Below are 22947 nucleotides of genomic sequence, written 5' to 3'. Positions count from 1 at the left end.
GGACTCTCTGGTGTACGCTTGATAGAATCCCTCCTATCAACTCTGACTGTAGAGAGTGCTGGCGAGCAAGACCCGAACACAACACGAAAACCGAGATTATTGTCTTGATTACGCGCGTTGTTCCTGTTACGATTCGCCGAACGGCAATTGATAGCATTGTTGTACCAAGAACCGCCTCGTTTAATAACTCAACCCCAAGCTATGTGCCATAAGTTCTAAGACTTATAAACAAGGATAGCCAATATCAATTTTACAGTGTTGAAATATTAATATTTGATGTGCGTTACAAGTCTTTAAAAAGTTATCTCATGTCCGCCTAATCACTTACGATAAAATATATAGTAATCATATTTGATTTCTGAAAAAATCTAGGTATATGTAGGGTGTGTTAGGCGTAAGCCGTAACGCACCAAAGGCTTCAAGGAAGGTGCGTTACGCTCCGCTAACACACCCTACGTGTATTTCAAAAATCAAATATTAGTCCTATATGTGTCATACTGAGCAGAACGTAGTGCCGCGTTCGCGTAGCGTACCGTAGGCTCTAGTATCTCGGAGATTCTTCACTTCGTATGGCTAACGCCACGCTTCGCTATCAGAATGACAAGCATTTTACCAGACTTGATATTATTTGGAGAATTAAAAATTGCCAAAAAATTTGATCGCCTAACGGCGAGGGGCAAGGGTAAAGGAAAGAAGGGCAGAGGGCAAAAGGGCAAGAGAGCAGAGGGCTAAGAAAGTCCTGGCGAGCAAGACCCGAACACAACACGAAAACCGAGAAAAGCGTCTTGAGAACGCGAGTTGATCCTGACACGAATCGCCGAACGGCAAATGATAGCAATGAGGTACCAAGAACCGCCTCGACACACATAAGTACGATTATCTTCTTTACTTACATTTAATTCTCCCCAAACTTCATTACCACTATTTTTTAAACGCGCTGGTTTTTCGCTATAGCTGTCGTGAAATTCATCCAAGCACCATTCCCAGACATTACCGTGCATTTGATATAAACCCCAGGCGTTAGGGGTGAAAAAACTATCTACATTTACTGTACATTCTCGATATTTGCCCTTGGGAGCATCGGCATAAGGATAATTGCCGTCATAGTTGACTTGATCGGTTGTAATGGTCTTACCAAAGGCAAAGGGTGTAGTTGTTCCAGCACGACAAGCGTATTCCCATTCTGCCTCTGTGGGCAATCTGACAGCCCGCTTTGTTTGCTCAGATAGCTTTTCACAAAATGCCCGTGCTTCATGCCAAGAAACGCCAACTACAGGCTGTTTATCGCCTTGAAACTTGGGGTCATATTTCTCAGATGGCTTGGTTTTCATGACGGCGTACCATTGGGCATTGGTGACGGCATATTTGCCCATTAAAAACTCTTGCAAATACACCTCATGCTGTGGAGTAGACCAATCTAACCATTTTGCAGCATCTTTCCAGCCATATTTCAGGGCATTTTCTAGGGCTATTTTGCGTTCTTCTGGGGGCATTCCCATAGTAAATTTCCCTGCTGGCACTCGCACCAGTTCCAGGGGTAAGCCTTGACCTAAATCTACAGTCAATTCACGGCGTTTTGCTGCTGCTATTTTCTGTCCTTGTGCTTCTGCTTCTCGACGCTGTTCTTGTTGACTCTGAGATTGCTTGTTTGCTAAACGCTGAAAGGCCGTAATGGCTTTCATATCTTGTCCACCTGCGGCCACATTCACACGTACCCACAACTGAAATGCTAAATCGAAATTTCCTTCAATTTCTGCATGAAAAGCATCTTCTCTGAGGGCGCTAATATCCCTATCGTTAGCCGATTTGGGCAGTAAAATATAATGCAGTTTTGTAGCGGGTTCTATGGCTGCATAGGGTGTCTGTATATAATTTTTATGCTTTAGGGTCAATTGGGGAACTTGATGGCGCAAATAGTTATACAGACGTTCAACTGTGGCACAGTTGCTTTCTCCTTGAATTTGCAAACCATTGAGTAATACGTGGGTAAATGCACCTTGTTGAATTTCCTCAATTTCGTAGGAAACCTGATTGGGACTACAGGAATAAAAGGTGATTACACCTTGCTGTTTTTCTTCACCAATTCCCAAACCTGCACTTTTTTCACCTGTGCTGCGACAGGCATCTATAAACAAGACTATGTTATCTGCACCACTCCGCCGCAAACGTTCGGTGATGTGGGTGATAGAGATGGCTAAATTGGGGACAGTGCGGGGATTTCCGTCTATGGGTAGTAAATAATCTCGTCCTTCGTGGGGGATGCCATGACCGCTAAAGTAAAACCAGAGGGTATCTCCAGGGTTTAAAAAAGGACGTTCAAAGCGATCGCCTAAAAAGGAAATTAGTGTACCGTAAGTTGGTTGAGTTTTGCGTCCCGCGCTGTTGCGTGGGGAATCATCTGAGAAAAAATATAGATTGTCTGGTTGTACGCCCAAATCACAGGCAAAATAATTACACACCCGTTCTGCATCAGTTTTTGCATAGTTGAGGTGCTGAATTTCGTCATATTCATTAATGCCAATGACAACGGCGCAATTCTTAGCCATATTGCGGTCAATTTTCCGGGGTTTTAGGCGATCGCTTAAATTTTAACTCTATTGCGCCTTTACCAGCTGCTTTTACACCCGTACCCAGTAATTTAATTTCACCTTCACTACTAATTTCTACTGTGAGGGTAACTTCGTCTAGTTCAAGTCCTGCTTGCGGTTTGATTTGCTTCTCTACATGACTAAAAAGATGACTAACTATGCCTACAAATTGCGACATTTGCGCCGCTAATTTCCCTGCTTTGATACGATTTTCTTTTATTTCTTCAACGGTTACAGGGGAACTGCTATAAGGATTACCGTTGCCTGTAACAGCTTTTACACCGTCTTTTGTGATATCTCTTGTGCGATCGCTTGGAGTGTTTGCGGTGACAATCCATAGTTCTTCGTCTTCCCACCTGTTGTCTGTCATGTTACTTCCTCACACCTGCTTGACAATTTTCGCATATATTGTCTAAATCAGGATTTCCAGGATTTAAGGATGAACAGGATTAAGATCATTAGCAATTATACTGTAACCGGGTGAAATCTGAACTTATGTCATACTGAGCGTAACGTGCCGTAGGCTCTAGCATCTCGGAGATTCTTCACTTCGTATGGCTAACGCCACGCTTCGCTATCAGAATGACACTTTTAACCCGTTCTTAGTATACCAATACCAATTTTAACTACGTGGGTAAGTGTCAATCCCAAAAATCGACATTTAACATTGCTTCTAAATCACGGCTAAACGGCCATGTATCAGGGAATTCACACTGTGGATAACCCCTGCGAACAATTTTGAGAGTATCTTCATAAGCTTCATCAAAGACTTGGCGAAAATAAGGCTTGAGGCTAGGTGAATCCTTTAGCAATTTTCTAATTCCAATCCTTTGCTTATCAATAGATTCTACCCATCCTCGATAACAATCAGGCATATTTACATAATTCCGCTTGAGAATATGTTCTAAAAGTTCTCTGAGTCTACTTTCCAATTCACGTTTATCCGATCGCCCCAAATCCTCTATCTCCTCAATCAGATTCTCAAAATCTAGACCTTCAATATCCCTATTCCGTAACTTATTAACGATATCTTCAATCCAAAGTAGATAGTCTTGCTCATATAAAGATACTGCAATCTGCGTCTGTGGTGTCATTGCTTTGTGTCCTTTGAGTGACCTAACTCAACCTTACAGCGAATTTTAATCTCTTTGCGCCTCTGCGTGAGATAAAAAATGTGAAAATATAAAAGATAAAAGCAGTTTCCCCGAAATTATCAACATGGCTCCATTACCAGATTATCGTCCCAAGCAACTATCTGTTGGCCCTTTAGAAGCAGAAATTTTGAGTATTGTCTGGGAACTGAATTCAGCAACAGTTAAAGATGTACACGATCGCATTTTGGCTGATCCCAACCGAGAATTAGCTTATACTTCTGTTACTACTGTTCTCCGTCGTCTCACTGATAAAGGTTGGTTAGCTTGCGATAAACAGGGTAAAGCATTCTATTGGCGGCCATTGCTAACTCAGCAACAAGCAGAGATGATTAAAGCTCATGAGCAATTGCAAAGATTCCTGGCAGTGGGAAATCCTGATGTTGTTGCGGCCTTTGCTGATAGTTTAGATCAAGCTGCTAGTGACCAAATAGAAGCGATCGCAAAACGCATTCAAGCTGCACGGGAAGCCAGAGGAGAAAAATAGAATTATGCATCTACTCATTATTATCTCTGCTGTAACTATTGCTTGCTGGTTAAGATATTCTGCCCATATACCCCAGGGTAATTGGAATTTACGCTGGGAGCGATCGCTCTTTTTATTCCTTTTTCCCCCCTTACTCATTTTCATGACAGCAATGGCTGTAGTCTGCATGGGTACACAAGGGACAATGGGCGGAATGTATACTGGTTCCTTCAGTTATCTTCTAGCATCAATTTTTCTCGGATTTTTTAACATTTTGGGTATCAAACTAGCTTTCCAAGGCTGGAAATCCATTAAATCAGCCCGTGAATGTCCCCTCGTTAATCTCGCAGGTAAACAAGCCCGACTCCTGCAAACTAAAGCATTATTCGCCGGACAAATGGGTTTTTGGCAACCTGAATTAGTAGTTAGTCAAGGATTGCTACAAACTCTCTCACCTGCCCATCTAGAAAGCGTTTTAGCCCACGAGCAAGGGCATTATCAGTATAGGGATACGTTTTGGTTCTTTTGGCTGGGTTGGATGCGTTCCTGCACCGCCTGGTTGCCCAATACAGAACCACTATGGCAAGAATTGTTAGTTTTGCGAGAATTACGGGCTGACAGTTACGCCGCATCCCAAGTAGATCCTTTGGTGTTAGCGGAATCACTGTTATTAGTAGTCAGTAACAACCCTATAACAGAAGAAGTTTGCTGTGCCGCTTTGGGTGCTGGCGATCGCTTGGAACAGAGAATAGAAGCTTTATTAACACCACCAGAAACAACTTCAGAAGCTCAATTACAGTCCTGGCATATTTTTTTGTTAGCTTTTCTACCCTTATTAACAGTCGTTTTTCATACTTGAATTACAAAAAAAGGGAATAGGGAACAGGTAACAGGTAACAGGTAACAGGTAACAGGTAACAGGTAACAGGTAACGGGGAACATAAGAAAAAAATATTCTCCATCCTTCTTTCTTCCTCCTTCTTTCTTCCTCCTTCTTTCTTCCTCCTGACTCCGAACTCCGAACTCCTGACTCCGAACTCCGAACTCCGAACTCCTGACTTACACATTTCCTGGTTTCATTGCTTGATCTGGCGGTAGGTTGATATTCGTTGCCAAACGAAGTGTTCTTAATACCGTAATTGCCCACCAAGTGAGATCAATTTCCCACCAGCGCCAGCCACACTTGGCTACATGAGGATAAGCATGGTGATTGTTATGCCAGCCTTCGCCATAGGTGAGAATGGCAGCCCACCAAAGATTACGAGAATTATCATCACTGGCAAATGTGCGGTATCCCCACATATGAGTAACCGAGTTAATTAGCCAGGTGGTATGCCAGAGAATGACTGACCTCAAAAACACGCCATAAATGACAAATGACCAGCCTCCCAAGGCATAGAGTAATAATGCAACGGGCATTTGCAGCAGCAGAAAGTAGCGATTTAGCCAGATGTAAAAAGGATCTCGTGCTAGGTCGGGGGCAAATCGTTGGTATAACTCATAATCGAAAAATTCGGAACGGGGATAAAAAATCCAAAGCATATGACTCCACCAAAAACCTTTACGGGCAGAGTAAGGATCTTTATCTTCGTCTTCGGTGTAAGCATGATGCAACCGATGTCCAGCTACCCAGAAAATGGGGCCTCCTTGTATAGATAATGCACCTAAAATAGCGATCGCATATTCTAACCACTTGGGAACTCGAAAACTGCGATGACTCAACAAACGGTGATAACCTAAACAAACTCCAATACTGCCAAATAGCCAGTGCAGAAACACAGTTACACCCACCGCAGCCCAGGAAAAATGCCAAGGAGCTAGTAGTGCGATCGCATGAATAATACCAAAAAATGCTACAGACACCCAATGAAGGCGCAGAGGTTGGGCATTCCCTAATAAATTTGATGAATTCAACGTCACTAACACTCCTCAAAAATTCAAAAAATTAGAGAACTAATCCAAATCACAAATTAGCTAAATGCTGTATTCCGGCTCTATAAAGCCATTTGCCCAATCTTGGGGCTTGAGAAAAACTTTGGTAAGCTGTGCTTCAGGGCTTCCTGCCTCTGGTTGATAGCCATATTCCCAGCGAGTCAAGGGTGGTAAAGACATTAAAATAGATTCTGCCCGGCCATTGGTTTGCAGTCCGAAAACTGTTCCCCGGTCATATACCAAATTAAACTCCACGTAACGACCCCGACGGTATAATTGAAATTGACGCTGGCGATCGCTATATTCTATTTCTTGTCGCTTTTGGGCTATGGGCAGATATGCTGGTAAAAATGCTTCACCGCAGTTTCTCACAAACGCAAACATATCTTCCCAGTTGCGTGATACCATTCCCACTTCCTGACTTGCCAGCGCTGCTTGAGTATCCAGTTGAGAACCTATATAAAGCCTACCACTAGCATCTTGATAGTCAAAGAAAATACCACCAATCCCACGTTGTTCTTGACGATGTTGTAAATAGAAATATTCATCACACCAGTGTTTGAAAACCCGATAATATTCTGGATGGGAAGCATCACAAGCATTTTTTAAAGTTTGATGAAAATGAACAGCATCTTCAGCAAAAGGATAGTAAGGCGTTAAATCAGCCCCACCACCAAACCACCAAATCGAACCTGCTTCAAAGTAGCGGTAGTTAAGATGTACCGTTGGTATGTATGGATTACGAGGATGTAACACCATCGAAGTTCCAGTTACAAAAAAGTCATTTCCCGCTGCTTCTGGGCGTTGAGTCAAAATTGCCGCAGGTAGACTATCTCCCCAAACTTCTGAAAAATTAACACCACCTTGTTCAAATATCCGCCCTTCTCGAATCACACGGGTGCGCCCTTGACCACCTTCGGCTCGTTCCCAGAGGTCTTCCCGAAAACAAGCTTCCCCATCTAATTGCTCTAGCCCAGCGCAGATTTGATCCTGTAAGTCTTGCATCAACTGCTTCACCCGCTGACGCGAATTCTCAGGTGGTGTATGGACTGAGTTAGCGATAGGGGGGAGCAATATTGTTTGATTTGTTGATTCCCGCAGATGATTCTCTAAATGACGACCCATATTGAATACCTCTTAATTTTTGAGTAAAAGTGGCAATTCGCTTAACAACTATATAGCTATTAAACTAATGAAAATATAAATGTTTCAAAACTTAATAAATTATCTCTGTCAAAAATCCCCTTCCCTCTGTTGACTTTCTCCGCGATAAATGGATAAATCTAAACTTTGCTTAAGGATTGTAAAGGTTTCATATTCAGAGTCCAGTTCAGGAATTACAGTTATCATAACTTGATAGCTATGTAAGTATTTAGCTTGTTAATAGAGGAATCATGGTAAATACCCTACCCCAGCCTGAAGTAAAGCCAGGAATTAAAGCGCCAGCTAAAGAAACCGTACTCACTCCTCGGTTTTACACCACAGACTTTGAAACTGCTGCTAGTTTGGATCTCTCAGCCCAAGAAAAAGAGTTGCAAGCCCTGTTGGCAGAAATGCGGACTGACTACAACCGTCATCATTTTGTTCGTGATGAAGAGTTTGATCAATCTTGGGAACATATTGACGGAGAAGCCCGCCGAGCTTTTATTGAGTATTTGGAACGCTCATGCATTTCCGAGTTTTCTGGGTTTTTGCTGTTCAAAGAACTATCTCGGAAACTAAAACAGCGTAGTCCCTTGCTGGCGGAAATATTTCAACTGATGGCGCGTGATGAAGCCCGTCATGCTGGATTTCTCAATAAAGCGATGGGCGATTTTAAACTCTCGCTAGACTTGGGTGAGGTAACTAAAATCCGCACCTATACATTTTTTCCTATTGAGTGGGTACTTTACACGGTCTATTTATCAGAAAAAATTGGTTACTGGCGTTACATTATTATTTATCACCATTTACAAAAGCATCCAGAACACCAGTTTTATCCCATCTTCCGCAAATTTGAGAGTTGGTGTCAAGACGAAAACCGACATGGGGATATATTCAAGGCATTATTGCGATGTCTGCCGACAAGCCGCTCCGCGTCTACGCAACCTCAACTCTGGAATAATTGGAGATCAAGGCTATGGAGTCGCTTTTTCCTATTATCAGTATTTGCTACCCACACTTTAACAGTTCACGAACGGGCTAGTTTTTACCACTTACTGGGACTTGAACCCACAGAATTTGACCAGCAAGTAGTTCGCAACACCAACGAAACTGCTGGACGTGCTTTTCCAGTCATGTTAAATACCGAACATCCCCACTTTTTCCCACGTCTGCAAAACTGCTCAAATTACAACTTGAAAATAGCAGAAATTTCACGCAGTTCTAGCAATAAAGTAGTGAAATTTATCCGCAAATTACCTTTAATAACAGCAATTGTCTGGAATCTCTTACTCGTATATTTAATTAAACCAATTGATACGGAAATATTGCGAGGAACAGTACGTTAGATCACTTATTATTTGGGTTGGGTTGCGTTGTGTTTAACCCAACCTAAAAATTATATTTTTATAATTCAAATCGGATTGCTATATATTGTCCCATCAGGCATAATTGCGCCTTCCAAATTAACATCTGTGAGAATTGCTCCCGTTAAATCTGCTCCTTGTAAATTTGCGTTTCGCAATATAGCATTAGTCAGATTTGCATAACTCAAATCTGCTCCTTGCAAACTAGCTTCAGTTAAATCAGTTGCTAAATCTCCCCATTGAATTATTCGACCTAAATTAGCTCTACACAACTTCGCACCATCCAAATTAGCATGGTGTAGTGAAGCGGCTCGTAAGTCTCCATAGCTCAAATCTGCTCCACTCAAAACTGCATATCCTAAATCTGTCCGTTGGTTAGAACTAGGACGTAAGTCTACTTGAATGAGCAAAGCACTAGATAGTTTTGCACCATGTAAATTTGCACCACATAAACTAGCCTTGATGAGGTTGGCTTCATCTAGTCGGGTTTGAGTTAATTTTGCACCTGTTAAATCTGCTTCTCGGAGAATAGCGCGATATAAATCTGCTGCACTTAAATCTATTCCCCACAGAATAGCTTCACTTAAATTTGCTTCTCGCAAACAAGCCTGACTGAAGTTAGTTTTACCTAGCCGTGTCTGACGCAAATCAGCATAGCTAAAATCTATACCTTCTAAATTTGCGTTCGTTAGCTCTGCATCTTGGAGATTAATTCGCCGAAAATTTCTTTCTCCAGCAGAATAGCGTTTGATAATTTCATCTACATTCATAAATACTTCAAAATTCTCAATTCCAACAAAATTCAAAATCCCCTACAATACTTAGGGTTGGAAAAAATAACTCCGGGAATGGAGGATACAAGTTAACGATAATTTTTTATTTTTCATTAATTAACTAAATAGCTGTAAAGTAATTTTACCATTTTAATGGTAAAATCTAATCATTTCATCGCCCTGTTCCCTACTGATTGATATTTAGTTACACTACTAAATAGTGATGAAGTTTTTTGCTGATGATTTAAGTTGCCCTATGCCAAAAACAAATCCGTCTCAGGCTAATCCAGCTATTCTTGCTGCCGTTGCTGACTATTTTAAGGTGCTATCAGAAGGAAGTCGGCTACAAATTTTGACCTGTCTCAAATCAGGTTCGATGAATGTTATGGAGATAGCAGAAGCGACTGGGTTGGGGCAGGCAAATCTGTCTAAGCATCTGAAAGTATTAACTCAGGCAGGAGTTTTATCTCGTCAGCCCAAAGGGACTAGTGCCTATTACGAGATTGCCGACCCGATTATTTTTGAGCTTTGTGAATTAGCGTGCGATCGCATTAGTCAACGTGTCCTACAGCAGGATGAAAGCCTGAAAGCTTTTCGGAACAAAACTACAGTTTTTTAAATTACCCTATTCATCCTCATTCCCCGGAGGACGTTCACTCAGGCTTTGTTGTGCGTGCCACTCCAAAACAATACGTTCCAACATCTCCGCCTGTGTACAGTTATTAACATCTGCATATACCTTAATCAACTGTCTCACTTCAGGGCTAACGTGTCGTATCACTAGTTGCTCATCTTTTTTCATGTTGATCTGACTCCCATTACGTCAGAATTGTAAATAATTCGTTATACTTATTAACATAAGTTCGTAAAAACATAAAATTCTTGCCCTACACCCCTCAAATCGGGAATGCCCTCGAACTCAATGGGTGTATGACTGCTTAAAACTTAAATAGCGAGTATTAACCCTTTATTTGCCCCAATTCGGCATAGGAGCCAGCAATGAATCAGCCTATAAAATTATCTTTAGAACAAGAATTTGGCCTCAGAATCTTTGCTGACCAGGTACACCAAATGTCTCGTGAACAAGCTCAGATATTTCTGCTCAAGTTGTACGAGCAGATGATGATTCAGGAAACAAGTTACCAACAATTACTTAAGCATGAATGGAAACTAGATTCAGGAAGCATCTCTGGTTAAACTAGGAAATCACAAGGCTTATAACTTGCATATTAAACAAGATATAAACCTTGTATTGTAAGCAGCTTGACCAAATGCAAATAAGATGTGAAAAAACCTATTTGAATTTTCACATCTTCATAAATTGAGGAAAGGGTGGGAGTTACCCTCCCCAATCTCAAGCACTAATAGCTTCGTGTTACTACTTTTTGACTGGTGCTTCAGTAGCTGACTTACCAACTAGCTTTTCAGTATTTTCATCACTTTCAAGAATACCGAACTCAATCAACAACTCTTCTAATTCTTCCATTTCAATAGGTGTAGGAATAGTTAGATTTTTGTTGTTGATGATCTTCTTAGCCAATGTCCGATATTCATTACCCTGATCACTATCAGGTGCATACTCGTTAACAGTCATCCGACGCAATTCTGCGTGTTGAACGATATTGTCACGAGGTACAAAGTGAATCATGTGGGTGTTCAAGCGTTTTGCCAGGGTTTCGATTAATTCGACTTCCCTGTCAACGTTACGGCTATTACAAATCAAGCCACCTAAACGCACACCACCAGTGTGAGCATATTTTAAAACACCACGAGCAATGTTGTTAGCAGCATACATCGCCATCATTTCACCTGATGTCACGATGTAAATTTCTTGCGCTTTTCCTTCCCGAATTGGCATGGCGAAACCACCACATACAACGTCACCTAATACGTCGTAAGATACGAAATCTAAGTCTTGGTAAGCACCATTTTCTTCCAAGAAGTTAATAGCGGTGATAATACCACGACCTGCACAACCAACACCGGGTTCTGGACCACCAGATTCTACACACTTAACACCACGGAAACCGGTCAATAGTACTTCGTTGAGTTCTAAATCTTCAACAGCACCTCTTTCAGCAGCCAAGGAAAGAACGGTGGTTTGAGCCTTGGAGTGCAGCATCAAACGGGTAGAGTCAGCTTTAGGATCGCAACCTACAATCATGATGCGTTGACCCATTTCTGCCATAGCAGCAAGGGTATTTTGAGAAGTAGTAGATTTACCAATACCACCTTTACCGTAAAAAGCAATTTGTCTAATATTTCCGTCAGTAGCCATGATGAGTTTATTCCTACAATTATTGTGTTGATGAGTCTGAAACTTGATTTGAGATTTTGTTCGATTAGGAAACAGAATTTGTATAGCGACTTAAGGCATACTCAAGGCACTACCAAACGCAGATTCAGATTTTTATAGGAAAACAAGATCTGGTTACTGGAAATTTATTGAGAAGAAATCCACATCTCCTGAATTAAAGAAATATTTAACAGCTTAAATTGGGCATTATCGCTTGTTGTCGCGGCATCCTCTGAGGATGTTTAATCTTGGAGAGTGGTTACAATAGGGATTCACCTTTATGCAGATTTTCCCCCTGAACCACCCAATCAACCAACATTGTAGTTCACTCTCAATGACTGCTACAATTGCGACGATTTTGCTGGTATTTTGGCTGCCAAAAATTTCTAATTTCCAGTCCAACAAACCATTTTCCTAATTTCTGGAAAATTGCTGTATTGATGTTGCTTTTGGATATTTTTTCAGAATCAATAAATCTCACTGTGATTGTTACTAGTTCACAGTAAAAAATATCTTTCTTGCTGGCTTTAAGTCGCTAACAGTTTTGATTCCTATACATTTACCAGACATCCTCTAAGAGTCTTTCTTCCCAAACTCCAAGGTTAGTCCCATCTGGTTGATAATGTTATCTATTCAGCCAATTCTTATCGGCAAATACTCAAAGGAATTCTGATTGACTTCAAGTTGTTACGAGGGTAACTCTTCTAATTCATTTGTCCTTATCTCTTCGTACAGAAAAGATATATAAACTGAAGTGGATTTAGCAGAACAAAAGAACTTGATTTCGTTGACCTCAATTTACCCTTGAAGTTTTTTTGACTTTGATGTTTTTGATTCCTATCCCAACAATAACATAGATATCAATATTTTATAAGCCTCAAAATAAATTATTTTTCAATTCTAAAAAATATTATCCCTATTACCTTTAATGGTTATGACTTAGCGGTTATAAGATGCAATTTAAGCAAACATTTCATCAAATATCGTTTGTGAAATCAGCTACTTTTATAATCGAGTTTGATTTAAAATAATTGAAACTAATATTTTAGAAAATTACATAATTCTGCTATTTTTGCATTCTCAAAAATTTATCGCTTTGTGTTTTGATCACTTTGCCATCTTTTGCAGTGTCAGGGGCAAGGAATCAATCGTAGTTGGTGATTTGGGCTTCGTCTAGTAGTCCGGTAGGGAGGTTTTTGATTTGCAGGGTAAGGTTAGATTGAGCAGGTGACTCTATTTGGTGTATACAGTAGGGTAAATGTTATCAAGTAATGGTGTTAAATAATGAAGGTCAAAAGGCAAAGAATTACTGTTGAGGAATTGTTGAGTAGATATGCTGCTGGGGAGCGAGATTTTACTTGTATTGCCATTGATGACTCGCGTGAAGGTTTGTTCAGAGGTGTTGACCTCAGCGGCATTAATCTGGAGGATTCCGCCCTCAGTGTTGACTTTAGTGGTGCTATTTTGAGAGAAGCTAATTTCCGATATACTGTGTGGGGCAGATGTAGTTGGGAAAATGCTGACTTCAGTGGTTCCGACTTTACTGGGATTAATAATGGTGTAGAATGCTATATTGTTCGCTGCAACTTCAGCAATACTAACTGGGAGCGAGCCAATTTGTGGCAATCCACCTTTAAAGACTGCAACATGACTACAGCTAACTTCGATAATGCCAGTTTGGCTGAAGTTGACCTCTACAGGTGAATTATGAGAAGGAATAGCTGACAATCTCTATAAAACTCAAAAGCATGAAGTTAGAAATTTCTGCTTTCTTCCTTCATGCCTTATCATTTATTTTTTAACTCCCCAGGCCGGATTCGAACCAGCGACCAATCGATTAACAGTCGATCGCTCTACCACTGAGCTACTGAGGAACGCTCGCAACGATTACTATATTAAACTTAAAACCAGATGATGTCAACTACTTTGGGGAAATTTTTTTAATTTTCTTTGGTAGCTGCTGAAAGTTAAAATTTTTGGCAGCGCAAATTCGCTCTAGAAGAGCAATTTAGAGATTTATGAATACTCTTTTCTATAATCCCATCCGCAATTGAGCCAGACGCTGCCTTGCTTTATCATCAATAGCATTAGCTAAGAATCGGCTTTTCGATTGTTTGGGAGGTTGATATCTGTGACGCATCCGGCACACAGTTGTTTCTACTTCTCCGCATAGTTGATGCGCTGATAACCATTCAGCACCATACCCCTGTACCATTAACTGCTGCGCTCGGTCTGATGTGGCAACAATTACGCGAGAAATTAAACATTGTGCTATTTGGTGACGCATGGACGCACAGGATTTTTCAATATAGGTGTCTGCGGTCTGACCAAAATCTGTGTAATGAACTGTGAGAAAGTCTGTAATATTTTCTCTATTGCTGGGGGTGTTTTGATATTGGGCATCAAAAACTATTTGAGTTTCATAGCCTTGAAATGCGCTGTAGTTTGTTATTGCTTCTATTAGTTCCCCTCGTGCTGCCTCTAGTCCGGCATGATCACGGGTTTTCTTTAAGCAATTCCAAGCGCCTATAATGTTGTAGCCGTCCACTAATAAAATGGACGGGATGATAGAACGGGGCATGGTTTTTAATCACAATTATCTAAAGTTAACAAAAATCATTCATAAGACTTATAGTAATTGAAGCATCACTTGTAACACTATGCTACAGAGAATAAAAAATGCCCAATTGCCGAAAAACTAAACCTTAAGGTAGAAGCCATAATGTCTAAAAAGCCTCTTGAAATAAGGGTTGTCGCAGTTTATTTAGAGAAATAAAAAATTTTTTTGAGTCGTCAAAATTCCATAATGAAAAACCAGATACCCATACAGCAAAGTGTTTGTCTAGTATCTGGTTATCAATTTTTGATGATTAAAAATTGTTGAAAATATTGATATTAGGGGCTTTCAAATAAAAAGTCTGCCAATACTTTTTCTAGAAAACCTGATAGGTGAAGATGCTGCTGGAGTTTTGTCTTAAGAAGTTTCGCTGTGTGCTTTCATCAGTCGCTGTTTGAGACGTTCGGCTTCACCTGCATCAACTAGAGAGCCTTCTTCTAATAAAAAAGCGCCATCACAATAATTTAACTCATCTAAACGGTGAGTCACCCATAAAGCCGTAATTCCGCGACTTTTAACTAGATGACGAACACTGGACACTAAGTCGAGTTGACTATCTGGATCTAGTAAAGCAGTGGGTTCATCTAATAATAGGACTTCACAGTGACGAGCGATCGCACCAGCAATAGCCACGCGCTGTTTCTGTCCACCAGAAAGAGCATAGATAGGACGACGCTGTAAAGACAGCAAATTCACTGCCCCTAAAGCTTCCTCCACCCTAGCTCTAACCATAGCAGGAGGCAATTTTTCTGCCACTAATCCAAAAGCCACATCAGCACCGACTGTTGGCATAACTAGTTGATGATCAGGATTTTGGAAAACAAACCCAACGGGGGGTGAAATGCCAATTTCGCCAGATTGGGGAGCTAATAACCCCGCTATCAGTCTTAGGAGAGTTGATTTGCCACTGCCATTAGTACCCAAAAGCATCCAAAATTCGCCTTGTGGTACTTTAAGAGAGCAAGATTTAATTACTTGCTCCCCATTAGGCCATAAGAAGTTTAAATCTTGAACTTCGATGCCTACAGCCGTCATTTGTACACCTGGTTTACTCAGTTGCTAAAGCGAAAAATCCGGGTGGTCTAGTACCACCAACGGCAGTACCATCTTTCTGTACAATTTGTACACCTGAAATTTCACTAGCACGGACAGCAATTTTTTTCTCTGTTTTGCCTTCGCACTTGAGTTCCACAATATCAGGGTTCCCAGAGCGCATTGCTGCCAGAATCAGCTGATAAACAGCTTCAGCGTCTTCAGTAGACTTACGTTGTACTGATATCGGGAAAGCAGTATTTTTGATGCTTAAGTCGATGGTAAACATTTAAAATTAATTACATTTCACTGACTGTAGGACTAATTCTAGCGTTACCTGGCTGATTCGGTGTGAATTGTGAAAGGAGGGAAGAATTATGAGATTTTGTTTTATATCGTTGTTTCGTTACTCTGAAAGGATTACAGGTGTCTCACAGATGAAATTATTTCCATTAGCACTGGAAAAATTAGAGATTTGCACCTATTATGATTAAAGAGCGTAAAAAATTGTAAACTGGATTAACAACCCGGTTAACTTTCTGCATATAGGCGGTTATGTCATAGCCATCTATATATAGATAAAACCTGTACTTATAAACTTTTGGAGATTCTTTGTAATGACCATCGCAGTTGGACGCGCCCCCAGTAGAGGGTGGTTTGACGTATTAGACGACTGGTTAAAGCGCGATCGCTTCGTATTCGTAGGTTGGTCAGGAATATTATTATTTCCCTGCGCCTTCCTCGCACTAGGCGGTTGGCTCACCGGTACAACCTTCGTCACATCCTGGTACACCCACGGATTAGCATCCTCCTACCTAGAAGGAGCTAACTTCCTCACAGTAGCAGTATCCACACCAGCAAACAGCATGGGACATTCCCTGTTGTTACTCTGGGGACCCGAAGCTCAAGGAGACCTAACCCGTTGGTTTCAACTAGGTGGCCTATGGCCCTTCGTAGCCTTACACGGAGCATTCGGTCTGATTGGCTTCATGTTGCGTCAATTTGAAATCGCCAGACTAGTAGGAATTCGTCCTTACAACGCACTTGCGTTCTCAGGACCAATTGCCGTCTTCGTCAGCGTCTTCTTGATGTACCCCTTGGGACAATCAAGCTGGTTCTTTGCACCCAGCTTTGGTGTAGCAGCAATCTTCCGATTCTTACTATTCCTGCAAGGGTTCCACAACTGGACACTCAACCCCTTCCACATGATGGGTGTAGCGGGAATCTTAGGTGGAGCATTACTGTCGGCAATTCACGGAGCCACAGTAGAAAACACCCTGTTTGATGACGGCGAAGGTTCCAACACCTTTCCTGCATTCAACCCCACCCAAGCTGAAGAAACCTACTCAATGGTGACAGCAAACCGTTTCTGGTCACAGATCTTCGGTGTTGCTTTCTCTAACAAACGTTGGTTGCACTTCTTCATGTTGTTCGTACCAGTCACCGGCTTATGGATGGCATCTGTAGGCATCGTTGGCTTGGCACTCAACCTGCGGGCTTATGACTTCGTTTCCCAAGAATTACGGGCAGCAGAAGACCCAGAGTTTGAAACTTTCTATACCAAAAATATTTTGCTGAACGAGGGTATCCGCGCTTGGATGGCTCCTCAAGATCAACCCCACGAACAATTTGTGTTCCCTGAAGAAGTATTACCACGTGGTAACGCTCTCTAATTGCATGATGAATTAATGCATCTTTAACATTCATCATTTTTAAATGATCCTCCACCAAACAAATTGGTGGATTTTTTTTATGGCTAATATTGCAAAGCAAATTTGATGTGTTATAGTAATCGAAGGTTACAAACCCAGAGTAAGACGCTCTGCCCTTTAAAAATTTAAGACCGCTTAGGCAACAAGGAGGTGATGCCCATGATAGAAAGTAGTATAAGCATGGGTCATCAGGTTGCAGTTAGCCGGCTGTGTGCCGGGGCTGTTCTCTAAAACTTAGCCTTAGTTATCCTGAGATACTAAGTTAGCTCAAGTAGCTAGGCTAAAAGTCGGAGTTCCTTCCGGCAGTCTGGTTGCAACCTGAAGACCCGCTAGACCGCCCTGATTTAGATCATCAGATTTAAATCAGGGCGGATAGTTGTTTATGGGAACTTTTGGTTTATCAATATAAGTCTATTAAAGATATCTGTAAATTAACCTCAGAGCCTTACAAATCCAGGAGCAAAACTTAATTTATAGCTAAAGCCACACTGCTCTATTGGATAAGTCTATTAAGTTAGAGTCGCCCGCTTAGAGGTTTATTAATTTTATGAATCAACAAACCAAATCTTTAATTTAAGAAATTTAGTCTGTAAATCAGTTTAGTGGAACTTTTTGACTTAGCAATGCCTCTTTAAATTATATAGGTTTATTGTAACCAGGTTAAACCTAGATCAAAGCACCCAAATGCTATTGCAGGATGTCACTCTTGCAGAGCCATTTTCTCATATCAGCTAATGAATTATTTGTCAAAATTTTCTTTAGCTATTTTTTGACTTTCTGCGGTTATTTGGATATGAGTAGAAAACCGTTATTTAATCAAAAACTCTGATCTTGATCATTAGATGCAGATATTATATAATGAGGAACTATAAAGAATTAGTCTTTACATAAGTTAATTGCATGAATATTTAACGATAAATTAATCAGTTATTAGCTTTGTAAAAACTAAAATTGTAGTAACGGTAGCAATGCCCTTTCTAAAGGTTTCGGAAAAATGCCACATTTCTAAGCAGCAAATACAGCGAAACCGTTTATCTATATAAGGTGTGAGGAGTAAAGGAAAGATGTCTAATCTATTGTGGAAATCCTTGGTGGTTAGCCCTGCCGTTTTGGGAGCGGCCTTATTAGTTTCAGGAACAGCGATCGCTTCGCCCGCAGCAGGCAATGCAGCCCCAAATACCGCCACTGAAGTATCAACACTAGAAACACAAGCGGCAACAGAGGTTGTTCAACAACCTGTGGTATTGGCTCAAGTCAACCAAGAAACTCAGGTTTTAGATCAAGTTAAACGCTACAGTAACGAAGGTCAAAATTTACAATCTCAAGTAACATCGGTTTCTCAGTTCTCCGATGTCCAACCCACCGACTGGGCATTCCAAGCTTTGCAGTCCTTGGTGGAACGTTATGGTTGTATCGCAGGTTATCCCAATGGTACATATCGCGGCAACCGTGCTTTAACCCGTTATGAATTTGCCGCTGGTTTGAATGCCTGTTTAGACCGGGTGAATGAATTGATTGCCACAGCAACAGCTGACATGGTGACAAAACAGGATTTAGCCACCTTACAGCGCTTGCAAGAAGAATTTTCTGCTGAATTGGCAACTTTACGCGGTCGTGTCGATGCTTTGGAAGCACGCACTGCTGAATTGGAAGCAAATCAGTTCTCAACTACCACCAAATTGCAAGGTGAAGCTATTTTTGCTCTGACCGATGCTTTTAATGGTGATATTGCGGGTAAGACAGTTTTTCAAGATAGAGTGCGTTTGAACCTGCAAAGCAGCTTCACAGGCCGAGATATGTTGAATACCCGTTTGGCTGCGGGTAATGCACAAAACTTTGGAAACACTGGAGAAAGTAGACAAACCTTTGACGTTGGTAGCACTGGTACTAACAATGTTGTGTTAGACAAATTGACCTATGAGGCTCCTGTTGGTCCAGCACAGGTCTATATAGCAGCTACTGGTGGTAAACACAGCCATTATGCTGCTGTTAACAACCCCTACTTCTTTGATAAAACAGATGGTGGTAATGGTTCTTTAAGTACCTTTAGCTCAGAAAACCCCATCTACCGAATTGGTGGTGGTTCTGGTATTGCCCTTAATGTACCCTTTGGTCAAGGTGGCGGTATTCTCAAACCAAGTTCATTGACATTGGGTTATTTGGCTTCTGAAGCTAGTAGTCCTGCTGCTGGTGAAGGTTTGTTTGACGGTAACTATGCTGCTTTAGGTCAGTTAAACTTTAACGTTGGTAATCGCATTGCCTTAGCTGCTACCTATGTACATGGTTATCATGGTGCTAGTAGCCGTTTGTTTGACTCAGGAGAGGGTGATGATATCGTAGGTACATCACTAGCTAATAATCTCAGTTTAGGTAGCGCTTCTTCCAGCAACTCCTACGGTGTTTCTGCTGCCTTCAGACCTAGTGACAAACTTTCTGTCAGTGGTTTTGTTTCTTACCACGATATCACAGGCTTTGGTGCTGGTGATGATTATGAAGCATGGAGCTATGGTGTTGGTGTAGCGTTACCTGACTTTGGTAAGAAAGGCAACGTATTGGGTATTTTCGGTGGCGCTCAACCTTATTCCTTTAACAATAATGGTGGTGCTAACTCTGGTGATATTCCCTACCAAGTTGAAGGTTTCTACAAGTATCGCGTTTCTGATAACGTCTCCGTTACTCCTGGTGTGATTTGGTTGCCAGCTACCGGACAAAACAGCAACAGCGAAGATACCTTTATCGGTACTTTAAGAACAACGTTCACTTTCTAAGACGTTGAAGATTTGCTGACAAGTTTGAAACTTGTTTATCCCCGCCATAAGGTGGGGATTTTGTTTTGGGTAGAAAAAAATAACAAACCCCAGTGGAGAACCGGAGTATACTAGAAAAGGGGTGAAGTGGATTTGAGTTGTGTCTTCAAGAAGGCGAAGATGAAAAGTTATGAATAATTTTGATCATTTAGCCTCCATCCTTCAGCTTTCATTGTTTATCCTTTATTCTTAAATTGCTGCTTGTGGAACTATCGTGTAAATCTGAATACGCAATTTTGGCGTTATTAGAGATGGCAATTCATTACGAAAGCTGCGAACCGATGCAAATTCGACAAATTGCTGCTCAACAAAATATACCGGATCGTTATCTAGAACAGCTATTAGCTACATTGAGGCGCGGCGGTATAGTCAAGAGTCAACGTGGTTCAAAAGGTGGCTATCTTTTGGCGCGGGAACCTTGGAAAATTAGCATTTTAGAAATATTGGAATGTTTGGAAGGTTTAGATGTGCGGATTAGTGAAGAAGATACCAACAACCTCAAAAGTGTAGATAGTTCTATTGTGGACGAAATTTGGCAAGAAGCTCGTCAGGCTGCAAATTCAGTCTTACAAAAACATTCGCTTCAGGATCTTTGTGAAAAAAGAGATTCACGCCGTCAGTTAGATATCATGTATTACATTTAAAGGATTCACAATTTATTATGCGGATTGCTCAGAATATTACAGAATTAGTAGGCCGGACACCCTTAGTAAAGTTAAACCGGATTCCCCAAGCAGAAGGCTGTGTCGCGCAGATTTTGGTGAAACTAGAAAGCATGAACCCCTCTTCTTCGGTGAAAGATCGTATTGGGGTAAGCATGATTAATGATGCTGAACAGGAAGGTTTAATTACTCCCAGCAAGACAATTTTGGTAGAACCGACATCGGGAAATACAGGAATTGCTTTGGCAATGACAGCGGCAGCTAAGGGGTATAGATTGATTTTGACGATGCCGGAGACGATGAGTGCAGAGCGACGGGCTATGTTGCGGGCTTATGGTGCTGAACTGGAACTCACCCCAGGAATTGAGGGGATGACTGGGGCAATTCGCAGAGCGCAGGAGATTGTAGAGAGAACTCCTTTTGCTTATATGTTGCAACAGTTCCGTAATCCAGCCAATGCTAAAATCCATCGGGAAACTACAGCTGAGGAAATCTGGGAAGATACCGATGGACAGGTAGATATGATTGTGGCGGGAGTGGGTACTGGTGGTACGATTACTGGTGTAGCGGAAGTAATTAAAGCTAAGAAACCAAGTTTTCAAGCGATCGCAGTTGAACCAACTAATAGCCCTGTTTTATCTGGTGGTAAACCAGCCCTCACAAAATTCAGGGGATTGGGGCTGGGTTTATTCCTCAAGTGTTGAGGGTAGAATTGATTGATGAAGTGGTTACTGTTAGTGATGAAGATGCGATCGCTTATAGTCGTCGTTTAGCTAGAGAAGAAGGGTTATTATCTGGGATTTCCAGCGGTGCTGCTCTCTGTGCTGCTATTCGTGTTGCCCAACGTCCAGAAAATCAGGGACGCTTAATAGTAATGATTCAACCCAGTTTTGGCGAGAGATATTTGAGTACACCACTATTCCAAGATTTAGAAGCAAAAGTTGCAAGTAGTATCAGTTAACGATACGTTAGATTAAATCAGTTAACCAATAACTGATGATTGATAACTGTTAGCTGATCATGGTCGATTCTAACCACTACGAAACCCTAAAAGTTAATTCCAAAGCCAGCCAAGCGGAGATTAAACAAGCCTATCGCCGCTTGGTTAAGTTATTTCATCCTGATACTAATCAAGAAATAGCAAATAACGAGCAGATTATTCTCATTAATGCAGCCTATGAGGTTTTAGGCGACACCCAAAATCGCCAGCATTACGACCAAAAACTGCGTCATAATTCTCAAAAATCAAGTATTCCTAAGCCAAAGCGCAATTCTGACCAAAAACCTTACCAAAAAACTAGGCCAACGGGAAGAGATGTTGATGAACAAATTGAAGAATGGTTGCGTCGAGTTTATAAACCAGTCAATCGGATACTTTGTACTATTCTCAGTTCTCTAGAAGAACAAATTGAGGAATTAGCCGCAGATCCTTTTGATGATGAATTGTTAGATGAATTTCAGGATTATTTAGAATCCTGTCGAGAAGATTTGAAGGAAGCTCAAATTAGGTTTCGTTCTTTACCAAATCCTGCTACGTTCGCAGCAGCAGCAGCGCACCTGTATTACTGTTTGAGTCAAGTTGCAGACGGAATAGAAGAGTTGGCGTATTTTCCGTTAAGCTACGATGATCGCTATTTGCACACAGGTCAAGAATTATTTAGAATAGCTAAAAGATTACATCGTGAAGCGCAAGAGTCGGTGAATTGTTAAAACTTACTCAGTATAATTTATGTAAAAGTTCTTGATAAGTGACAATTTCAGTATTTTCAAATTTTGTCATCACTAATAAATCTTGATCACCTGTAACTAAAAAATTTGCATCACTATCTTTTGCTAGTGCTAAAAGATAATTATCTTTCGCATCCCGACAAATAAAAACTTCTGAGGTTATATTTATAAATACACCAATAGTTCGTAAAATTTGAATTAATTCATCGACTTTGTGAGATGGGAAATATTTTTGTAACTTAGGACGTTGAGTTACTAAAGTAATTTCTTCTAATATTTGTTCAGAAATTATTACTAGAATTTTTTCTGCAACTAAAAGGTTTTTTAAATCTTTCAGTTCTTTACCAATCAAAAAACTAATCCAAAGATTAGTATCAATAATTATCTTAACTGCTTTGTTTTCTTTCATAAATTTGAGAGCGGACAATTTCAACCTCTTCAGTAATTTCTGCTAATGATAATTCATCAGTTTGAAATACTTCCAATAACTCTGTTAATTTATTATTCAATGTTTCTTTTTCTAGTTCTTTACTAAGTAATAATTTTTCAGAATCAGAAAGTTGTTTAACTAGAGTCAGAATTTGCTCAAATGTCAATGGGAGTTGATAGGTATTTTGTAGCATAGTGTTAATTCTCCTATTTTGATCAATTTCAATAATGATTTGTTAAGCCAGCT

23 protein-coding genes, 1 tRNA gene and 1 pseudogene are annotated in these 22947 nt (G+C 40.8%); 11 read left to right on the top strand and 14 right to left on the bottom strand.

Annotated elements, in window-relative coordinates; genetic code table 11:
- Positions 1–728 precede the first annotated feature (728 nt).
- The 3 genes from AC012T_RS18230 to AC012T_RS18220 all read right to left on the bottom strand — a co-directional run bounded on the left by AC012T_RS18230 (position 729) and on the right by AC012T_RS18220 (position 3682).
- Positions 729–2546: an SUMF1/EgtB/PvdO family nonheme iron enzyme gene (locus AC012T_RS18230; protein ID WP_487060154.1), complete on the bottom strand. Its 1818-nt coding sequence runs from the start codon at positions 2544–2546 to the stop codon at positions 729–731.
- A 7-nt stretch (positions 2547–2553) separates the two neighbouring features.
- A complete protein-coding gene (locus AC012T_RS18225) occupies positions 2554–2958 on the bottom strand; it encodes a Pepco domain-containing protein (RefSeq protein ID WP_487060153.1) in 405 nt (134 codons plus the stop codon).
- A gap of 271 nt (positions 2959–3229) precedes the next feature.
- Entirely contained in the window at positions 3230–3682 is a 453-nt protein-coding gene (locus AC012T_RS18220; RefSeq protein WP_487060152.1) for a DUF29 domain-containing protein, read from the bottom strand.
- A gap of 124 nt (positions 3683–3806) precedes the next feature.
- Between AC012T_RS18220 and AC012T_RS18215 the strand changes: the two genes are divergently transcribed.
- Both AC012T_RS18215 and AC012T_RS18210 read left to right on the top strand, forming a co-directional pair.
- A complete protein-coding gene (locus AC012T_RS18215; protein WP_487060151.1) occupies positions 3807–4226 on the top strand; it encodes a BlaI/MecI/CopY family transcriptional regulator in 420 nt (139 codons plus the stop codon).
- A gap of 4 nt (positions 4227–4230) precedes the next feature.
- Positions 4231–5064, top strand: coding sequence for a M56 family metallopeptidase (locus AC012T_RS18210; protein ID WP_487060150.1), 834 nt, complete (start codon positions 4231–4233; stop codon positions 5062–5064).
- Between the two features lie 200 nt (positions 5065–5264).
- Here the strand turns inward: AC012T_RS18210 and AC012T_RS18205 are convergent, their stop codons facing one another.
- Positions 5265–6125, bottom strand: coding sequence for an acyl-CoA desaturase (locus tag AC012T_RS18205; protein WP_487060149.1), 861 nt, complete (start codon positions 6123–6125; stop codon positions 5265–5267).
- Positions 6126–6179: 54 nt separating this feature from the next.
- Positions 6180–7262, bottom strand: a complete 1083-nt coding sequence (gene hemF, locus AC012T_RS18200) for an oxygen-dependent coproporphyrinogen oxidase (protein WP_487060148.1) — start codon at positions 7260–7262, stop codon at positions 6180–6182.
- A gap of 269 nt (positions 7263–7531) precedes the next feature.
- On the opposite strand from hemF, the gene acsF reads away from it, so the two are divergent.
- A complete protein-coding gene (gene acsF, locus AC012T_RS18195) occupies positions 7532–8626 on the top strand; it encodes a magnesium-protoporphyrin IX monomethyl ester (oxidative) cyclase (RefSeq protein WP_487060147.1) in 1095 nt (364 codons plus the stop codon).
- Positions 8627–8691: 65 nt separating this feature from the next.
- Here acsF and hetL read toward each other — a convergent pair whose 3' ends face one another.
- Positions 8692–9414 (bottom strand): heterocyst differentiation pentapeptide repeat protein HetL, encoded by a 723-nt coding sequence (hetL, locus tag AC012T_RS18190; RefSeq protein ID WP_487060146.1) that lies wholly within the window; start codon positions 9412–9414, stop codon positions 8692–8694.
- A 259-nt stretch (positions 9415–9673) separates the two neighbouring features.
- On the opposite strand from hetL, the gene AC012T_RS18185 reads away from it, so the two are divergent.
- Positions 9674–10036 carry an ArsR/SmtB family transcription factor gene (locus AC012T_RS18185; RefSeq protein ID WP_042466054.1) on the top strand — a complete coding sequence of 121 codons (363 nt, stop codon included), beginning with the start codon at positions 9674–9676 and terminating at the stop codon, positions 10034–10036.
- 6 nt (positions 10037–10042) lie between these two features.
- Here AC012T_RS18185 and AC012T_RS18180 read toward each other — a convergent pair whose 3' ends face one another.
- Entirely contained in the window at positions 10043–10198 is a 156-nt protein-coding gene (locus tag AC012T_RS18180) for a hypothetical protein (protein WP_487066778.1), read from the bottom strand.
- Positions 10199–10416: 218 nt separating this feature from the next.
- On the opposite strand from AC012T_RS18180, the gene AC012T_RS18175 reads away from it, so the two are divergent.
- Entirely contained in the window at positions 10417–10614 is a 198-nt protein-coding gene (locus tag AC012T_RS18175; RefSeq protein ID WP_015215475.1) for an NblA/ycf18 family protein, read from the top strand.
- 181 nt (positions 10615–10795) lie between these two features.
- Here AC012T_RS18175 and nifH read toward each other — a convergent pair whose 3' ends face one another.
- Positions 10796–11695 carry a nitrogenase iron protein gene (gene nifH, locus AC012T_RS18170; RefSeq protein WP_487060145.1) on the bottom strand — a complete coding sequence of 300 codons (900 nt, stop codon included), beginning with the start codon at positions 11693–11695 and terminating at the stop codon, positions 10796–10798.
- A gap of 1302 nt (positions 11696–12997) precedes the next feature.
- On the opposite strand from nifH, the gene AC012T_RS18165 reads away from it, so the two are divergent.
- Positions 12998–13417 carry a pentapeptide repeat-containing protein gene (locus AC012T_RS18165; protein WP_487060144.1) on the top strand — a complete coding sequence of 140 codons (420 nt, stop codon included), beginning with the start codon at positions 12998–13000 and terminating at the stop codon, positions 13415–13417.
- Positions 13418–13515: 98 nt separating this feature from the next.
- On the opposite strand, the gene AC012T_RS18160 is transcribed toward AC012T_RS18165, so the two are convergent.
- From AC012T_RS18160 to AC012T_RS18145, 4 genes are all read right to left on the bottom strand, one after another.
- A tRNA-Asn gene (locus AC012T_RS18160) sits at positions 13516–13587 on the bottom strand.
- Between the two features lie 158 nt (positions 13588–13745).
- Entirely contained in the window at positions 13746–14294 is a 549-nt protein-coding gene (locus AC012T_RS18155) for an NYN domain-containing protein (protein WP_487060143.1), read from the bottom strand.
- A gap of 393 nt (positions 14295–14687) precedes the next feature.
- On the bottom strand, positions 14688–15365 hold the full coding sequence (locus AC012T_RS18150; protein ID WP_015215479.1) for an ABC transporter ATP-binding protein: 678 nt from the start codon (positions 15363–15365) through the stop codon (positions 14688–14690).
- A 13-nt stretch (positions 15366–15378) separates the two neighbouring features.
- Positions 15379–15651, bottom strand: coding sequence for a UPF0367 protein family (locus AC012T_RS18145; protein ID WP_015215480.1), 273 nt, complete (start codon positions 15649–15651; stop codon positions 15379–15381).
- 328 nt (positions 15652–15979) lie between these two features.
- On the opposite strand from AC012T_RS18145, the gene psbD reads away from it, so the two are divergent.
- From psbD to AC012T_RS18120, 5 genes and pseudogenes are all read left to right on the top strand, one after another.
- A complete protein-coding gene (gene psbD / locus AC012T_RS18140) occupies positions 15980–17035 on the top strand; it encodes a photosystem II D2 protein (photosystem q(a) protein) (protein WP_487059583.1) in 1056 nt (351 codons plus the stop codon).
- A 1103-nt stretch (positions 17036–18138) separates the two neighbouring features.
- Positions 18139–19842, top strand: a complete 1704-nt coding sequence (locus tag AC012T_RS18135) for an iron uptake porin (RefSeq protein WP_487060142.1) — start codon at positions 18139–18141, stop codon at positions 19840–19842.
- A 242-nt stretch (positions 19843–20084) separates the two neighbouring features.
- Entirely contained in the window at positions 20085–20525 is a 441-nt protein-coding gene (locus AC012T_RS18130) for an RrF2 family transcriptional regulator (protein WP_487060141.1), read from the top strand.
- A gap of 17 nt (positions 20526–20542) precedes the next feature.
- Positions 20543–21504: pseudogene (gene cysK, locus AC012T_RS18125) on the top strand (cysteine synthase A).
- Between the two features lie 59 nt (positions 21505–21563).
- Positions 21564–22253: a J domain-containing protein gene (locus AC012T_RS18120; RefSeq protein ID WP_487060140.1), complete on the top strand. Its 690-nt coding sequence runs from the start codon at positions 21564–21566 to the stop codon at positions 22251–22253.
- Positions 22254–22260: 7 nt separating this feature from the next.
- On the opposite strand, the gene AC012T_RS18115 is transcribed toward AC012T_RS18120, so the two are convergent.
- Together AC012T_RS18115 and vap15 are read right to left on the bottom strand one after the other, a co-directional pair.
- On the bottom strand, positions 22261–22680 hold the full coding sequence (locus AC012T_RS18115) for a putative toxin-antitoxin system toxin component, PIN family (RefSeq protein ID WP_487060139.1): 420 nt from the start codon (positions 22678–22680) through the stop codon (positions 22261–22263).
- The gene (gene vap15, locus AC012T_RS18110) at positions 22658–22894 is read right to left on the bottom strand and encodes a type II toxin-antitoxin system VapB15 family antitoxin (RefSeq protein ID WP_487060138.1); all 237 of its coding nucleotides are present in this window, start codon (positions 22892–22894) and stop codon (positions 22658–22660) included. Before vap15 ends, AC012T_RS18115 begins: the two co-directional genes overlap by 23 nt.
- Positions 22895–22947 lie beyond the last annotated feature (53 nt).

It is taken from the genome of Anabaena sp. EIM26 (assembly GCF_057568715.1).
Note: the sequence above shows the minus strand (reverse complement) of the source record. Positions and strands in the feature narration are given on the sequence as shown.

Coding starts and splice junctions, on each gene's coding strand:
- AC012T_RS18230 (WP_487060154.1), bottom strand. CDS start 2,546: ATGGCTAAGAATTGCGCCGTTGTCATTGGCATTAATGAATATGACGAA.
- AC012T_RS18225 (WP_487060153.1), bottom strand. CDS start 2,958: ATGACAGACAACAGGTGGGAAGACGAAGAACTATGGATTGTCACCGCA.
- AC012T_RS18220 (WP_487060152.1), bottom strand. CDS start 3,682: ATGACACCACAGACGCAGATTGCAGTATCTTTATATGAGCAAGACTAT.
- AC012T_RS18215 (WP_487060151.1), top strand. CDS start 3,807: ATGGCTCCATTACCAGATTATCGTCCCAAGCAACTATCTGTTGGCCCT.
- AC012T_RS18210 (WP_487060150.1), top strand. CDS start 4,231: ATGCATCTACTCATTATTATCTCTGCTGTAACTATTGCTTGCTGGTTA.
- hemF (WP_487060148.1), bottom strand. CDS start 7,262: ATGGGTCGTCATTTAGAGAATCATCTGCGGGAATCAACAAATCAAACA.
- acsF (WP_487060147.1), top strand. CDS start 7,532: ATGGTAAATACCCTACCCCAGCCTGAAGTAAAGCCAGGAATTAAAGCG.
- hetL (WP_487060146.1), bottom strand. CDS start 9,414: ATGAATGTAGATGAAATTATCAAACGCTATTCTGCTGGAGAAAGAAAT.
- AC012T_RS18185 (WP_042466054.1), top strand. CDS start 9,674: ATGCCAAAAACAAATCCGTCTCAGGCTAATCCAGCTATTCTTGCTGCC.
- AC012T_RS18175 (WP_015215475.1), top strand. CDS start 10,417: ATGAATCAGCCTATAAAATTATCTTTAGAACAAGAATTTGGCCTCAGA.
- nifH (WP_487060145.1), bottom strand. CDS start 11,695: ATGGCTACTGACGGAAATATTAGACAAATTGCTTTTTACGGTAAAGGT.
- AC012T_RS18165 (WP_487060144.1), top strand. CDS start 12,998: ATGAAGGTCAAAAGGCAAAGAATTACTGTTGAGGAATTGTTGAGTAGA.
- AC012T_RS18155 (WP_487060143.1), bottom strand. CDS start 14,294: ATGCCCCGTTCTATCATCCCGTCCATTTTATTAGTGGACGGCTACAAC.
- AC012T_RS18150 (WP_015215479.1), bottom strand. CDS start 15,365: ATGACGGCTGTAGGCATCGAAGTTCAAGATTTAAACTTCTTATGGCCT.
- AC012T_RS18145 (WP_015215480.1), bottom strand. CDS start 15,651: ATGTTTACCATCGACTTAAGCATCAAAAATACTGCTTTCCCGATATCA.
- psbD (WP_487059583.1), top strand. CDS start 15,980: ATGACCATCGCAGTTGGACGCGCCCCCAGTAGAGGGTGGTTTGACGTA.
- AC012T_RS18135 (WP_487060142.1), top strand. CDS start 18,139: ATGTCTAATCTATTGTGGAAATCCTTGGTGGTTAGCCCTGCCGTTTTG.
- AC012T_RS18120 (WP_487060140.1), top strand. CDS start 21,564: ATGGTCGATTCTAACCACTACGAAACCCTAAAAGTTAATTCCAAAGCC.
- AC012T_RS18115 (WP_487060139.1), bottom strand. CDS start 22,680: ATGAAAGAAAACAAAGCAGTTAAGATAATTATTGATACTAATCTTTGG.
- vap15 (WP_487060138.1), bottom strand. CDS start 22,894: ATGCTACAAAATACCTATCAACTCCCATTGACATTTGAGCAAATTCTG.